We start from the raw sequence: 16292 nt of genomic DNA on the forward strand, positions 1-16292 counted from the left end.
GCCGCCCTAACAAGCAGCATCCGGGCATCACACATTCTCAGGTTTGAATAACTTTACTCAACAACACCTTAAAAGGCGCTTTGAGTATCAGAAACGACAGGCCGGCGATGGCCGGCCTGTCCTAAGGAGCGCGCATTCTATGCCCACTCCACTCCCATGTCAAGGAGTATGTAATACTACTTACATAATGCCTAATCTGACTCCGGGGTATTGAGCGCCTCTTTGAACGCCTGTTCGACCTCTTCCACCACCAGCTCGTTCTTGGCTTCGGCTTCAGCAGTCTCTTCATGGCGTCTGCGACGACGCTCGTTATGGTAGGAGAGACCGGTACCGGACGGGATCAGACGTCCGACAATTACGTTCTCTTTCAGACCATTGAGACGATCTCCCAAACCTCTCACAGCCGCCTCGGTCAGTACCCTGGTGGTCTCCTGGAAAGAGGCCGCCGAGATGAACGACTCGGTCGCCAGCGAGGCTTTGGTAATACCCAGCAGCAGCGGATCGTAGAGTGCCGGGTGCTTGCTTTCAGCACGCAGCGCCTCGGCCTCTTCCAGCAGCATGGAACGCTCCACCTGCTCACCTTTGAGGAAGCGGCTGTCGCCGGAAGCGGAGACTTCAACCTTACGCAGCATCTGGCGAATGATCACCTCGATGTGCTTGTCGTTGATCTTTACACCCTGCAGACGGTAGACGTCCTGAATCTCTTTCACCAGATACTCCGCCAGATCGGTGACACCTTTCAGGCGCAGTATGTCATGGGGGTTGAGCTCACCATCGGAGATGACCTCCCCTTTGACCACCTGCTCACCCTCGAACACGTTGACGTGGCGCCACTTGGGAATCAGCTCTTCGTGCTGCTCACCATCCGGATCGGTGATGATCAGGCGCTGCTTACCCTTGGTGTCCTTTCCGAAGCTGACGGTACCGGTCGCCTCAGCCAGGATCGCCGGATCTTTCGGCTTACGGGCTTCGAACAGATCGGCAACCCGGGGCAGACCACCGGTGATATCACGGGTCTTGGATGACTCCTGCGGGATACGGGCGAGAATATCACCCACGCCGACATTCGCCCCATCCTGTACATTGACCACCGCGTTCGCCGGCAGATAGTAGTGGGCGGGGATGTCGGTGCCGGCAATGTTCAGGTCTTTCTCCTTGTCGTCCACCAGCTTCACCATCGGACGAATATCCTTACCCGCAGCCGGACGCTGCTTGGGATCGATAACCTCCAGAGAGCTCAGGCCGGTGACCTCATCAGTCTTCTTCTGTACGGTGACACCGTCAACAAAGTCGACGAAACGCAGCACACCTTCCACCTCGGTAACAACCGGATGGGTATGGGGATCCCAGTTGGCCACAATCTGACCACCATCGACCGCCGTACCGTCTTCCACCTGCAGGGTGGCGCCATAAGGCACCTTGTAACGCTCACGCTCACGACCAACCTCATCGACGATGGTCAGCTCACCGGAACGGGAGGTGGCCACCAGATGACCGCTGGAGTGTTTCACGGTTTTGATGTTGTGCAGGCGTACCGTACCGGCTGCCTTCACCTGGATGTTATTGACCGCAGCCGAACGGGATGCAGCACCACCGATATGGAAGGTACGCATGGTCAGCTGGGTACCGGGTTCACCGATCGACTGGGCGGCGATAACACCGACAGACTCACCCATGTTCACCTGGTGACCACGGGCCAGGTCACGGCCATAACACTTGCCGCAGACACCGACTTTGGCATTACAGGTAATCGCAGAGCGGACCACCACCTGGTCGACACCTGCGGTCTCCAGCTTTTCCATCCACTTTTCGTCCAGCAGTACACCAGCCTCGCAGACCACTTCATCACCGCCTGGCTTGTAGACCGCCTGAGCCGTGACACGTCCCAGTATCCGCTCTCTCAGAGGTTCGACCACGTCACCACCCTCGATGATCGGCTGCATCAGCAGCCCCTCTTCGGTACCGCAATCCTCTTCGAGCACCACCATATCCTGGGCCACATCAACCAGTCGACGGGTCAGGTAACCGGAGTTGGCGGTCTTCAGCGCAGTATCCGCCAGACCTTTACGAGCACCATGGGTTGAGATGAAGTACTGCAGTACGTCCAGACCTTCACGGAAGTTCGCCGTGATCGGGGTTTCGATGATGGAGCCGTCGGGTTTCGCCATCAGGCCACGCATACCGGCCAGCTGTCTGATCTGGGCCGCGGAACCACGGGCGCCGGAGTCGGCCATCATGTAGACCGAGTTGAAGGAGTCCTGCTCGACCTCGTTACCTTCCCGGTCGACCACCATCTCCTTACCCAGTTTGCTCATCATCGCCTTGGCTACCTGGTCATTGGTGTGGGACCAGATATCAACCACCTTGTTGTAGCGCTCACCGTTGGTTACCAGACCGGAGGTGTACTGACTCTCGATCTCTTTGACTTCCGACTCGGCGGAAGCGAGGATTTCGGTCTTCTCTTCCGGCACCACCATATCGTTGGAGCAGAAGGAGACCGCCGCCTTGGTGGCGTAGCGGAAGCCCATATACATCAGCTGGTCGGCAAAGATAACCGTATCTTTCAGACCGAGCTGGCGATAACAGGCATTGATCAGATTCGAGATCTGCTTCTTGCCCATTGCCTGATCGACCAGGTTGAAGGGCAGTCCGGCAGGCACGATGCTGTAGACCAGGGTACGACCGATGGTGGTGTCGATGACCCGAGTCTCCTCGGAGAGGTTGCCATCGTCGTCCAGTACGGTATCTTTCATCCGTACCTTGACCCGCGCCTGCAGATCGGCAAAACCCGCCTCATAGGCCCGTTTCGCCTCGGCCACATCGGCGAACACCATGCCTTCACCCTTGGCATTGATACGCTCACGGGTCATAAAGTAGAGACCCAGTACCACGTCCTGGGAAGGTACGATGATCGGATCACCATTCGCCGGTGAGAGAATGTTGTTGGTGGCCATCATCAGGCTGCGTGCTTCCAGCTGGGCTTCCAGCGAGAGGGGCACGTGAACCGCCATCTGATCACCGTCGAAGTCGGCGTTGAATGCGGTACAGACCAGCGGATGGAGCTGAATCGCCTTACCTTCGATCAGCACCGGCTCAAATGCCTGGATACCGAGTCTGTGCAGGGTTGGCGCACGGTTCAGCATCACCGGATGTTCGCGGATAACCTCTTCGAGGATATCCCAGACCTCACCTGATCCACGTTCGACCAGCTTTTTCGCGGCTTTGATGGTGGTCGCCAGACCGCGCAGTTGCAGTTTGCTGAAGATGAACGGCTTGAACAGCTCCAGCGCCATGCGCTTTGGCAGACCACACTGATGCAGCTTGAGGGTCGGACCCACCACGATCACCGAACGACCGGAGTAGTCGACACGCTTACCCAACAGATTCTGCCGGAAACGGCCCTGCTTACCCTTGATCATATCGGCCAGGGACTTCAGCGGACGGCGGTTGGTGCCGGTGATGGCACGACCACGGCGACCGTTGTCGAGCAGCGCATCCACAGACTCCTGCAGCATACGCTTTTCGTTGCGCACGATGATATCCGGCGCATTCAGGTCGAGCAGACGCTTCAGACGATTGTTACGGTTGATTACCCGACGATAGAGATCGTTCAGGTCGGAAGTGGCAAAACGGCCACCATCCAGAGGTACCAGTGGACGCAGCTCAGGGGGTAGAACCGGCAGAACGGTCATCACCATCCACTCGGGACGGTTACCCGACTCCTGCAGGGACTCCAGCAGCTTCAGTCGCTTGGTGAATTTCTTGATCTTGGTCTCGGAGTTGGTACCGTCGATCTCTTCACGCAGTCGCTTGATCTCTTCCGGAATATCGATGGTCTTCAGCAGTTCATAGACCGCTTCGGCGCCCATTCGCGCATCGAACTCATCACCATTCTCTTCGATGGCGTCCAGATACTGTTCGTCCGTCAGCAGCTGACCGCGCTCCAGCGGCGTCATACCCGGATCGACCACCACGAAGGATTCGAAGTAGAGTACACGCTCGATATCCCGAAGGGTCATGTCCATCAACAGGCCGATACGTGACGGCAGTGACTTGAGGAACCAGATGTGGGCTACCGGGCTGGCCAACTCGATGTGGCCCATACGCTCACGACGCACTTTCGCCAGAGTGACTTCAACACCACACTTCTCACACACCACACCACGGTGCTTCAGGCGCTTGTATTTGCCGCACAAACACTCGTAGTCACTCACCGGACCAAAGATCTTGGCACAGAACAGGCCATCCCGTTCCGGTTTGAAGGTACGGTAGTTGATGGTCTCCGGTTTCTTCACTTCGCCGTAGGACCAGGAACGGATCATGTCCGGTGATGCCAAACCGATGCGGATCGCATCGAAGTCTTCAGTCTGACCCTGCTGCTTAAGAATATTCAGTAGATCTTTCAAGATCGTCTCTCCTGCATTCAGTTACTGACCTGAGTCAGCACTTCAGTCCTGTTCCAGTTCAATGTTGATCGCCAGAGATCGGATCTCTTTGACCAGTACGTTGAACGACTCGGGCATGCCTGCTTCCATCTGATGATTGCCATCAACGATGTTCTTGTACATGCGGGTACGGCCATTGACATCATCCGACTTGACCGTGAGCATCTCCTGCAAGGTGTAGGCTGCGCCGTAGGCTTCCAGCGCCCAGACCTCCATCTCACCGAAGCGCTGGCCACCGAACTGCGCCTTACCACCCAGCGGCTGCTGGGTAACCAGACTGTAGGGACCGGTTGAACGGGCGTGCATCTTGTCATCTACCAGATGGTTGAGCTTCAGCATGTACATGTAGCCCACGGTGACATCACGTTCGAAGGAGTCACCGGTACGCCCGTCAAACAGTTTGCACTGGCCGCTCTCCGGCAGACCCGCCAGTTCCAGCATCGCTTTGACTTCGCTCTCATGAGCACCATCGAATACCGGCGTCGCCATCGGCACACCCTTCTTCAGATTCATGCACATGGCCACCACCTCTTCGTCGGTAAAGGAGTCGATATCCTCTTTTTTACCGCTGGTGTTGTAGACCTTGTCGAGGAATCCACGCAGTTCCGCCATTTTGCTCTTTGCCTCGAGCATCGCGCCGATACGGCGTCCTACGCCCTTGGCGGCAAAACCCAGATGGGTCTCCAGTACCTGTCCGACGTTCATACGCGAGGGTACGCCGAGCGGGTTGAGTACAATATCCACCGGCTCGCCATGCTCATCGAAAGGCATATCCTCAACCGGCACGATGGTGGAGATAACGCCCTTGTTACCATGACGACCCGCCATCTTGTCACCAGGCTGGATGCGACGTTTCACCGCCACATAGACCTTGACCATCTTCAGCACGCCAGGTGCCAGATCGTCTCCGGCGGTCAGTTTGCGCTTCTTCTCCTCGAACTTGTCGCGGAAGGTTTCACGCTGGGCTTTGATCTGCTCGGCTATCGCCTCCAGCTGTGCAGCAGACTCTTCATTGCGCAGACGGATCTCAAGCCACTTGTCCCGATCCAGTTCCGCAAGATAGGTTTTGGTGACTTTGGTGCCAGCCTTAATCTGGTTGGGACCGCCATCGACCACCTTGCCGATCAGCATCTTTTCCACACGCTGGAAGGTGTCGTCTTCCATGATGCGCAACTGATCGTCCAGATCCTTGCGCACCCGGTCCAGCTCAACCTTTTCGATCTGCAGGGCGCGGGCATCTTTCTCGACGCCGTCACGAGTAAAGACCTGTACGTCGATAACAGTACCGACCATACCTGAGGAGACCCGCAGGGAGGTGTCTTTCACATCAGACGCCTTCTCACCGAAGATCGCTCTGAGCAGCTTCTCTTCCGGGGTCAGCTGGGACTCGCCCTTGGGGGTAACCTTACCCACCAGGATGTCGCCTTCGCGTACCTCGGCACCGATGTAGATAATGCCCGACTCATCCAGTTTTGAGAGGGCGGCTTCACCCACATTCGGGATATCGCCGGTGATCTCTTCAGGACCCAGCTTGGTATCCCGGGCCATACAGGTCATCTCTTCGATGTGGATCGAGGTGAAACGATCCTCCTGCACGACACGTTCGGAGATGAGGATGGAATCCTCGAAGTTGTAACCGTTCCAGGGCATGAACGCGACCCGCAGGTTCTGTCCCAGGGCCAGCTCACCCAGATCGGTGGAGGGGCCGTCGGCCAGTACGTCACCACGAGCGATCACATCATCCACATTCACCAGCGGACGCTGGTTGATGCAGGTGTTCTGGTTGGAGCGGGTGTATTTGGTCAGATTGTAGATATCCACACCGGGCTCGCCAGCTTCGGTCTCATCATCGTTGACCCGCACCACGATACGCGCCGCGTCGACCGATTCGATCACGCCGCCACGCTTGGCCACCACGGTGACACCGGAGTCAACCGCTACGACACGCTCGATGCCGGTACCCACCAAAGGTTTTTCAGCACGCAGTACAGGCACAGCCTGACGCTGCATGTTGGAGCCCATCAATGCGCGGTTCGCATCATCGTGTTCCAGGAAGGGGATCAGGGAGGCCGCAACCGAGACGATCTGTTTCGGCGATACGTCGATGTACTGCACCTTGTCCGGTGAAGAGAGGGTGAACTCATTCTGGAAACGGGATGAGACCAGCTCATCCGCCAGGTAACCCTTCTCATCCAGTGAAGCGTTCGCCTGGGCAATGACATAGCGCCCCTCTTCAATGGCAGAGAGATAATCGATCTGATCGGTTACCTTGCCATCATCCACTTTTCGGTATGGGGTTTCGAGAAAGCCGAAACGGTTGGTTCTCGAATAGACCGCCAGGGAGTTGATCAAACCGATGTTCGGGCCTTCAGGGGTCTCGATCGGGCAGACACGACCGTAGTGGGTCGGATGGACGTCACGCACTTCGAAGCCGGCACGCTCACGGGCCAGACCACCCGGGCCGAGGGCCGATACACGGCGCTTGTGGGTAACCTCTGAAAGGGGGTTGTTCTGATCCATGAACTGGGACAGCTGACTGGAGCCGAAAAACTCCTTGATGGCAGCCGATACCGGTTTCGCGTTGATCATCTCCTGAGGCATCAGACCTTCGGATTCCGCCTGGGTCAGACGCTCTTTCACGGCACGTTCGACACGTACCAGACCAACCCGGAACTGGTTCTCCGCCATCTCACCGACACAGCGGATACGACGGTTACCCAGGTGATCGATATCATCCACCACACCATTACCGTTACGGATGTTGATCAGTTCATTGAGTACATCGACGATGTCCTCTTTGGAGAGTACGCCTTCACCGGTCTCATCATCACGACTCAGACGACGGTTGAATTTCATCCGTCCAACCGCAGAGAGATCATATCTTTCCGGGGTGAAGAACAGATTGTTGAACAGATTCTGTGCAGCCTCTTTGGTTGGCGGCTCGCCAGGACGCATCATTCTGTAGATTTCGACCTGGGCTTCAAGCTCGTTGGTGGTCGGATCGATACGCAGGGTTTCCGATACGAAGGGGCCGTGATCCAGATCATTGGTGAACAGGGTTTCCAGCTTCTTCACCCCATTCTCGATCAACTTCTCGAAAATCTCTTCGGTGATCTCGGAGTTGGCTTCAGCGACCAGCTCGCCGGTCCCTTTATCCACCACATTGTGCGCCAGGACCTTGCCATAGACAAACTCACGCGGCACATCGAGCTTGTTGACACCGGCCTTCTCCAGCTCGCGAATATGGCGGGCGGTGATGCGTCGACCGGTTTCGACAAGTACCTTGTCACCGGTTTTGATATCGAAGCTGACTGTCTCGCCACGCAATCTTTCCGGTACCAGATCGAGCTTCAAGGTACGCTTGGTCAGAGTGAAGCTGTCTGTCTCGAAGAACATCCCCAGGATCTCTTCGGTCTCATAACCCAGGGCGCGTAGCAGAATGGTGGCCGGCAGCTTGCGACGACGGTCGATACGTACGAACACGTTGTCCTTAGGGTCGAACTCGAAATCGAGCCAGGAACCACGGTAGGGAATCACCCGGGCAGAGAACAGCAACTTACCCGATGAGTGTGTCTTACCACGGTCGTGATCGAAGAACACGCCGGGCGAACGGTGCAGCTGGGAGACGATAACCCTTTCGGTACCATTTATCACGAAGGTACCGGTATCGGTCATCAGGGGCAGTTCCCCCATATAGACTTCCTGCTCACGGATATCCTTGACTACTTTGGAGCCCGCTGGAGCCTCTTTGTCATAGATAACCAGGCGAACCAGCACGCGCAGGGGAGCGGCGTAGGTGGTGCCACGCAGTTGACACTCCCTGACATCGAACACAGGCTCACCAAGCTTGTAGTTCACATATTCGAGAACCGCGTTGCCGGAATAACTCGTTATCGGCATTACCGACTTGAATGCGGCATGCAACCCGAGTTCCTGGCGATCGTCGGCTGCCACACCGTCCTGAAGAAAGCTCCGATAGGAGTCAATCTGTGTTGCAAGTAAAAACGGAACATCCAGAATACTGGGTCGTTTACCGAAGTCTTTACGGATTCGCTTCTTTTCGGTGAAAGAATAGGCCATGCTGCCATCCCTCAGTGTCTTACGCTTGGTGGTTGCGATGAGGACACCGGGCAAACCGCCCCGAAATCACCATCGCTTCAAACTGTCTCCTGACTTATTGGCTCAGGGAACCGGCTTTATAAAGATACAGATCCAGTTTAAGTCAGAAAGGTTCTTTTAAAGCACATTATGCAAGCGGGAAAAGGCCGGTGGCATTACGCCACCAGCCTCAACCGCGCTTGTCTACAGACGATCGAGACGAGAATCTTATTTGATCTCGGCTTTAGCGCCCGCCTCTTCAAGCTGCTTCTTGGCCTCTTCGGCCTCTTCCTTGCTGACGCCTTCCTTCAAGGTTGAAGGTGCGCCTTCTACAGCTTCTTTTGCCTCTTTGAGGCCCAGACCGGTCATGCCGCGAACTGCTTTGATGACAGCAATCTTGTTGCCGCCGATCTCTGCCAGTACCACGTCGAATTCGGTCTTCTCTTCAGCGGCGGCAGCGTCACCACCACCAGCAGCTGCAGGGGCAGCAGCCACAGCGGCAGCTGCGGATACGCCAAACTTCTCTTCCATTGCCTCGATCAAAGCGACAACGTCCATCACGGACATTTCGGCAATTGCGTCGAGAATCTCTTCTTTAGAAACGGCCATTGTTTAACTCCTGAAAAAATTTTGTACGATAACTTTGTGTTGAACCTGAATCCGTGGGTCCATCAGGGCACATCGCACAAGCTCTTGATCCGTCTAGCTATATAAAAATTCTCACCAGACCTAAGGGCATGGCTACGAATTTTTATTACGCCATCCGAATCAATATCTTGCACGCTGCACTCCTTCTGAACCCACGGATTCAGGTTTAATAAAACCAATCAGGCCGCCTCTTTGGCGTCCTTGATCGCTGCCACAGTCCGGACCAGCTTGCCAGGCACTTCGTTGACAGTGCGAGCCAGTTTCTCGATCGGTGCCTTCATGACCGCCATCAGCAAGCTGATAGCCTGATCATAAGTCGGCATCTTGGCCAGGGTATCGATATCGCTCGGGGCAAGCATTTTGCCGCCGATGGATACCATCTTGACCTCGAGAAGCTTATGCTCCTTGGCAAAGTCCTTAATGACACGTGCTGCGGAACCCGGGTCTTCCTGAGAGAAGGCCAGGATCAACGGACCCGTCAATCCTTCCTGCATACAGGCAAAATCCGTATCCTCTACGGCACGCTTGGCCAGGGTGTTTCTGACTACCCGCAGGTAGACGCCATTGTTACGCGCTTCACGACGCAACAGGGTCATCTGCTCGACAGTCAGACCACGATATTCAGCTGCAACAGCTGACAGTGCACTACTGGCCACATCATTGACTTCGGCAACGATGGCTTTCTTTTGCTCAATATTGAGTGCCAAAGTCGTCACCTCCTGATAATGGGGAAATATCACATTTCCCAACACACACTACACGACACCTTAGTGTCGCAACCTAACGCACGCCATCACCAGGTAAAATCCTGATTGGGGGCGCACCATCTGCGCAGGCAGGATTAAGCATGAAAAGCATGCGCCTGCGGTCTTTGACAGCACCGGATTTCCGGCACCCCAAAGTTCAAAAAGGGCATCATCACCAACCGGCGTGATGCCCAGTATTCATTTCGTTACAGGCTCAGAGTAGCCTGATCCAAAATCAGACCTGGTCCCATGGTTGAAGAGACAGTTATCTTCTTCAAATAGACGCCTTTGGCTGAACTCGGTTTTCCTTTAACCAGCGCAGCCAACAGGGACTCCAGGTTCTCTTTCAGTTTTTGCGGTTCAAAATCGACTTTGCCGATTGAACAGTGAATGATGCCTGCCTTGTCAGTACGGTAACGCACTTGGCCCGCTTTAGCGTTTTGCACGGCCTCTGCCACATTCGGCGTGACGGTGCCCACTTTGGGGTTAGGCATCAGACCGCGGGGACCGAGAATCTGTCCCAGCTGACCGACCACACGCATGGCATCGGGAGAAGCAATCACCACATCAAAATCCATGTTGCCGGCTTTGATGTCTGCTGCCAGGTCTTCAAAACCGATAACATCAGCACCCGCCTCTTTGGCTGCATCAGCATTAGCACCTTGTGCAAATACCGCAACACGTACAGTTTTACCGGTACCATGGGGCAGTACTGAGGCACCACGCACAACCTGATCGGACTTACGCGCATCAACACCCAGGTTGACACTGACATCCACAGACTCGCCGAATTTTACGGAAGAGACCTCTTTCAACAGGCTGAATGCATCTTCAGCTGCGTGCAGCTTACCTGGCTCAACCTTTTCACGAATCGCTTTTGCTCGCTTGCTCAACTTAGCCATGATTATTCAACCCCCTCTACTTCCAGCCCCATCTGACGAGCACTACCCGCAATGGTGCGTACCGCCGCATCCATATCTGCAGCTGTGAGGTCAGGCATTTTGATGGTCGCAATCTCTTCCAGTTGCTTACGGGTTACCGTACCAACTTTGACTGTATTCGGTGTAGAGCTGCCCTTTGGCAGACCCATGGTCTTCTTCAGCAGGACAGAAGCTGGTGGAGTCTTGGTGATAAAACTGAACGAACGATCATTATAGACCGTGATCACCACTGGAATCGGCAGACCCTTTTCCACACTCTGGGTCTTGGCGTTGAACGCCTTACAGAATTCCATGATATTGACACCATGCTGACCCAGCGCAGGACCAACCGGTGGACTTGGATTCGCTTCACCAGCTTTCACTTGAAGCTTGATGTAAGCCATTATTTTCTTAGCCATGTTTACCTCTTCTCCGGGTACAGACGCCATGGACTCTCACCATGACTCCCCATCAATAGAATGAAACCTCCAGCTGCCGATAGAGCGGCAATCGGAGGCCCGCTAATTGAAGGACCGTCAGCCCTTCTCTACCTGGCCGAACTCCAGATCCACAGGGGTGGAGCGGCCAAAAATCAGTACCGAGACCTTCAAACGACTCTTGTCGTAATCGACCTCTTCGACAACACCGGTAAAGTCGTTGAACGGCCCGTCGACAACCCGAACCACTTCGCCCGGCTCGAATAGAATCTTTGGACGAGGCTTCTCAACACCTTCCTGTACACGCTGCAGAATGGCGTTTGCCTCTTTCTCGGAAATCGGCGCCGGACGATCCCCGGTGCCACCGATAAATCCCATAACCTTCGGCACGTCTTTCACCAGGTGCCAGGTCTCATCGGTCATCTCCATCTGGACCAGCACATAACCGGGGAAAAACTTACGTTCACTTTTACGCTGCTGTCCGGCTCTCATCTCGACCACTTCCTCAGTGGGCACCAGAATCTCACCGAATTTATCCTGCATCCCATAACGCTCAACGCGCTCCTTAAGGGAGCGCTGGACCTGGGACTCAAAGCCGGAATAGGCGTGCACTACATACCATCTCATGGTCATCTCACCACTCCCTAACCAGACCCGGTCAAGGCGCGCAATATGGCGCCAAGCATCATGTCAAACAGCCACAGCACGACACCCATGAAGAGCACCATGACGAATACGATCAAGGTGGTCTGCACCGTCTCCTGGCGGCTCGGCCAGACGACTTTGCGCACCTCCATCTTGGAGGCGGAGGCAAAATCCCACACCGACTTACCCATCGCGGTCTGGTATGCCAACAGCGCAGCCAATCCCATCATCACCAACAGCCCGAGCACACGCAGCAGTTGTGAGTAGGCATCAAGATAGTAAAAGCCGAGAATAGCGCCCACGATTATCCCTACCGCAATAATCAGCTTTACGGTATCGAGACTGGATGCCTCCACCTGGGACTTCGCATTCATAATTTCTGACTGCCAGTTGTTTGGCAGGCCAAGAGGGAATCGAACCCCCAACCTGCGGTTTTGGAGACCGCTGCTCTACCAATTGAGCTATTGGCCTAGAAAAAGTTAAAGCGGGGCTGGCCACCGGCCAGCCCCGCCGGTCCTGTTATCGATTATTCGATAATCTTGGATACCACGCCGGCACCCACGGTCCGACCGCCTTCACGGATCGCAAAACGCAGACCCTCTTCCATCGCGATCGGCGCTATCAACTTCACAGTCATCTTCACGTTGTCTCCCGGCATGACCATCTCGACGCCTTCCGGCAGGTCACACGCACCGGTTACGTCGGTGGTACGGAAGTAGAACTGCGGACGGTAGTTACTGAAGAATGGCGTATGACGGCCACCCTCGTCCTTACTCAGTACATACACTTCACACTCAAAGTGGGTGTGCGGTGTAATCGTACCCGGATGGGCCAGTACCTGACCACGCTCCACCTCGTCTCGCTTGGTACCACGCAGCAGCACACCAACGTTGTCTCCCGCTTCGCCCTGATCCAGCAGCTTGCGGAACATCTCAACACCGGTACAGGTGGTCTTGGTGGTCTCTTTGATACCAACGATCTCGATCTCTTCCCCGACCTTGACCACACCACGCTCGACACGACCGGTTACCACGGTACCGCGACCTGAAATCGAGAATACGTCCTCGATCGGCATCAGGAAGGCGCCGTCTACCGCACGCTCAGGCTCCGGAATGTAGGTATCCAGCGCTTCGACCAGCTTGTCGATTGACTGACTGCCGATCTCAGAAGTGTCGCCTTCCAGCGCTTTCAGCGCAGAACCCACGATGATCGGGGTGTCGTCTCCAGGAAATTCGTAGCTGTCCAGCAGCTCACGCACTTCCATCTCAACCAGCTCCAGCAGCTCTTCGTCATCCACCATGTCCGCCTTGTTCAGGTAGACCACGATGTAAGGCACACCAACCTGACGTGACAGCAGGATGTGCTCACGGGTCTGAGGCATTGGGCCGTCAGCCGCCGATACCACCAGGATCGCGCCGTCCATCTGCGCCGCACCAGTGATCATGTTCTTTACATAGTCAGCATGGCCCGGGCAGTCCACGTGGGCATAGTGACGAGTGTCTGACTCGTACTCCACGTGAGAGGTCGCAATGGTGATACCACGCTCTTTCTCTTCCGGGGCGTTGTCGATCTGGTCAAAAGCGCGCTGCTCGCCACCGTACTTGGACGCCTGGACTGTTGTGATGGCCGCCGTCAGCGTGGTCTTGCCGTGGTCTACGTGACCAATCGTGCCCACATTGACATGCGGCTTTGTGCGTTCGAATTTTTCCTTGGACATGAGTGTTCTCCAGGTTCTCTATTGTATAAAGACAAATTCGCGCGCTTCCGCACGCCTTTCAATTTTTGGAGCCCAGAAGCAGATTTGAACTGCCGACCTCACCCTTACCAAGGGTGTGCTCTACCAACTGAGCTATCTGGGCAAAACTCTTTGACTGTCAGTCCCTTCCACTAACGGCCAGACTTTCAGCACACACCAACGACGCCACTGCCATACAGTACCGTCGCTCAATGCCAATCTTGAATATTGGCCTATAATTCATTGGAGCGGGTGATGGGAATCGAACCCACGTATTCAGCTTGGAAGGCTGAAGTTCTACCATTGAACTACACCCGCGTAGCCAAGCAACGCGTCGCTCACCAACAACCACGACCAATTTCCATCTTGGCGGAGAGGTTGGGAAGGATCTCTACCAACCTGAAACCTCCGGGCCAATGCGCCCCACGCATTGTTTTCAAAGTCGCTTTTCAGCGCCTCTTCTCATCAATCATCTGGTGGAGGGGGGAGGATTCGAACCTCCGAAGGCTGAGCCGTCAGATTTACAGTCTGATCCCTTTGGCCACTCGGGAACCCCTCCTAACGAGAGCCGGGCATTCTGACGCCAACTTTTGCCAAAGTCAACAAACAATTCAAAGATTTTTTTGTCTACTGAGAATACCAATGCTGAATTCAGGCTCACCACTGATGTCAATTGGATTGGTGTTAGTGTAGTGTCTCTTTCGGAGGTGGCATAAATGCGGGTCGCCCAGGCCATCGGAGCGTTGGCAAGAGCATGGATTGTGATGCCCCTATTGGCAGAATTTCCAGGCATTCCACTACAATAAAAAGTTAATATCCAAGAACCTGGAACAGTAAAATCGACCAAACCAAGGTACGACAAATTACACAGCTAACCGAATGAACAAAACCGCCACCCTTATTTGCCTGCTTCTGTTATCAGCCTGCGGCAGCAACCCAGCACTTAAATCACCCGAGCCGACCAGCCTGGAGGGTAAGGATCCAGGGTCTGCTCAGACCGGAAATGGCGCAGACAAGCTCAGCACAGACCTGGTCTACCACACGCTTGCCAGTGAAATTGCGGCTCAGCGTGGCGAACAATCGATGGCGTTTGACCACGCCTTACAGGTTGCCCGGGAGTCGCGGGATCCCCTTTCAGCTGAGCGGGCCACCAGTCTGGCACTGCAAGCCAATCAACCGGAAAATGCTTTGACAGCCGCCCGTCTCTGGATCGATGTCGACCCACAGGAGCTGAAAGCCTATCAAATTGCCGCCATCATCAACATCAGAGCCAATCAGCTGGATGAGGCGATCTCACATCTGCAACAGGTTATTACAATCGCAAACCGCAATGGCCAATCAGGCTACGTGCAGGCGGCCGCGATTGCTGAAAAATCAGGTTCCCCAGAGAAAGCACTGGCACTGATGCAGCAACTGGTACCTGAGGATACCGACTCCTCCTCGGCCCTTTATGCCCTTGCCCTGGTTGCCAACCGGGCATCTCAGCGAGTACTGGCCCTCGAATACATCGATCGATCCCTGAAACTGGAGCCCAGCTCCACCCAGAGTCTGGTATTGAGAGCCCACACTCTGATTGCCATGAAAAAGGAGAAACAGGGTGTTGAATTTCTCCAGCAAGCGGTGCAGGAGTATCCGAGTGACATCAAGCTCAGACACGCCTATGCCAGGATTCTACTCGAGATAAATCAGGTTGATGCCTCCCTGCAGCAGTTTCTTGAACTCAATCAGCAAGCTCCGGACAACACCGATTTCAGTTTCTCTCTCGGCATGATCTACATGCAGCTTGATCAGTACGACAAGGCAGAACAGTATCTGTCAAACCTGACCCAGAGCCGGGCGAAGAGAAATGAAGCCAATTTCTATCTCGGTGCGATCGCTGAAGAGCAGCAAGCCTACGAACAGGCGCTGGACCGCTACAGCCGGGTGGAGGGAAAACACCTGGCCGACGCACAGGTGCGGATAGCCAAGATTCTCTCCGATCAAGGCAACCTGAAACAGGCCAGAGAGACCCTGCAGCGCCTGAGAGTGAATCAATCGCGCAATCAGCTGAAATTCTACATGATCGAAGCCGAACTGCTGCGTGAAGCCAGAGAGTACGCCACCGCCCATGAGGTCTACAGCAAGGCGCTTGAGCGGTTCAGCGACAACATCGACCTGCTCTATGCCAGGGGCCTCAATGCCGCAGACATGAAACGGGTCGACCTGCTTGAACAGGACCTGCGCAAGATACTCGAGACCCACCCACAACATGCCGATGCACTGAACGCCCTCGGCTACACCCTGGCTGATCAGACCGACCGCCTGCAGGAGGCCAGGGAGTACATCGTACAGGCATTGGCACTGAAACCGGAAAGTCCGGCGGTACTCGACAGCATGGGCTGGGTTGAATATCGTCTGGGCAATCTGCCTGCCGCCCTGGAGCATCTGCAGAAGGCAGCGGAGATCAGCAACGACGCTGAGATCGCTTCCCACCTGGGCGAGGTACTGTGGGTAATGGGAGAGCAGGAACAGGCCCTCGAAATCTGGAAGGCCGCACTGGAGAGGGAACCAGACAACCGCTTCATACGGCCCGCCATGTTGCGTTTGGGTGCTGAGGACTAGTCGTCCACCTGAATTGT

Annotated in this window: 10 protein-coding genes and 4 tRNA genes; 1 reads left to right on the forward strand and 13 read right to left on the reverse strand. The window is 55.2% G+C overall.

All coding sequences use genetic code 11. From position 1 onward, the window contains the following. Positions 1 to 191: 191 nt before the first annotated feature. From rpoC to A3193_RS13665, 13 genes are all read right to left on the reverse strand, one after another. Complete coding sequence (gene rpoC / locus A3193_RS13605; RefSeq protein ID WP_069015072.1) at positions 192 to 4406, reverse strand: DNA-directed RNA polymerase subunit beta'; 4215 nt, start codon at positions 4404 to 4406, stop codon at positions 192 to 194. A gap of 42 nt (positions 4407 to 4448) precedes the next feature. After that, positions 4449 to 8525, reverse strand: a complete 4077-nt coding sequence (rpoB, locus tag A3193_RS13610; RefSeq protein ID WP_069004129.1) for a DNA-directed RNA polymerase subunit beta — start codon at positions 8523 to 8525, stop codon at positions 4449 to 4451. A gap of 246 nt (positions 8526 to 8771) precedes the next feature. Continuing rightward, positions 8772 to 9152, reverse strand: coding sequence for a 50S ribosomal protein L7/L12 (rplL, locus tag A3193_RS13615; RefSeq protein ID WP_069003707.1), 381 nt, complete (start codon positions 9150 to 9152; stop codon positions 8772 to 8774). A 218-nt stretch (positions 9153 to 9370) separates the two neighbouring features. After that, the gene (rplJ, locus tag A3193_RS13620; RefSeq protein WP_069003706.1) at positions 9371 to 9898 is read right to left on the reverse strand and encodes a 50S ribosomal protein L10; all 528 of its coding nucleotides are present in this window, start codon (positions 9896 to 9898) and stop codon (positions 9371 to 9373) included. A 245-nt stretch (positions 9899 to 10143) separates the two neighbouring features. Next, positions 10144 to 10839, reverse strand: coding sequence for a 50S ribosomal protein L1 (gene rplA / locus A3193_RS13625; RefSeq protein ID WP_069003705.1), 696 nt, complete (start codon positions 10837 to 10839; stop codon positions 10144 to 10146). A 2-nt stretch (positions 10840 to 10841) separates the two neighbouring features. After that, entirely contained in the window at positions 10842 to 11276 is a 435-nt protein-coding gene (gene rplK / locus A3193_RS13630; protein ID WP_068989753.1) for a 50S ribosomal protein L11, read from the reverse strand. 117 nt (positions 11277 to 11393) lie between these two features. Continuing rightward, positions 11394 to 11927: a transcription termination/antitermination protein NusG gene (gene nusG / locus A3193_RS13635; protein WP_069003704.1), complete on the reverse strand. Its 534-nt coding sequence runs from the start codon at positions 11925 to 11927 to the stop codon at positions 11394 to 11396. 11 nt (positions 11928 to 11938) lie between these two features. Continuing rightward, positions 11939 to 12313: a preprotein translocase subunit SecE gene (secE, locus tag A3193_RS13640; protein ID WP_069003703.1), complete on the reverse strand. Its 375-nt coding sequence runs from the start codon at positions 12311 to 12313 to the stop codon at positions 11939 to 11941. 21 nt (positions 12314 to 12334) lie between these two features. Continuing rightward, positions 12335 to 12410: transfer RNA gene (locus A3193_RS13645), tRNA-Trp, on the reverse strand. Between the two features lie 55 nt (positions 12411 to 12465). Continuing rightward, the gene (tuf, locus tag A3193_RS13650) at positions 12466 to 13656 is read right to left on the reverse strand and encodes an elongation factor Tu (RefSeq protein ID WP_068989742.1); all 1191 of its coding nucleotides are present in this window, start codon (positions 13654 to 13656) and stop codon (positions 12466 to 12468) included. Positions 13657 to 13722: 66 nt separating this feature from the next. Beyond that, positions 13723 to 13798, reverse strand: a tRNA-Thr gene (locus A3193_RS13655). 120 nt (positions 13799 to 13918) lie between these two features. Next, positions 13919 to 13992 (reverse strand) — tRNA-Gly (locus A3193_RS13660). Between the two features lie 156 nt (positions 13993 to 14148). Continuing rightward, positions 14149 to 14233 (reverse strand) — tRNA-Tyr (locus tag A3193_RS13665). Positions 14234 to 14553: 320 nt separating this feature from the next. Between A3193_RS13665 and A3193_RS13670 the strand changes: the two genes are divergently transcribed. Further along, entirely contained in the window at positions 14554 to 16275 is a 1722-nt protein-coding gene (locus tag A3193_RS13670) for a tetratricopeptide repeat protein (protein ID WP_069003702.1), read from the forward strand. Positions 16276 to 16292: the final 17 nt, after the last annotated feature.

The sequence above is a fragment of the Candidatus Thiodiazotropha endoloripes genome, assembly GCF_001708965.1.
Classification (GTDB): domain Bacteria; phylum Pseudomonadota; class Gammaproteobacteria; order Chromatiales; family Chromatiaceae; genus Thiodiazotropha; species Thiodiazotropha endoloripes.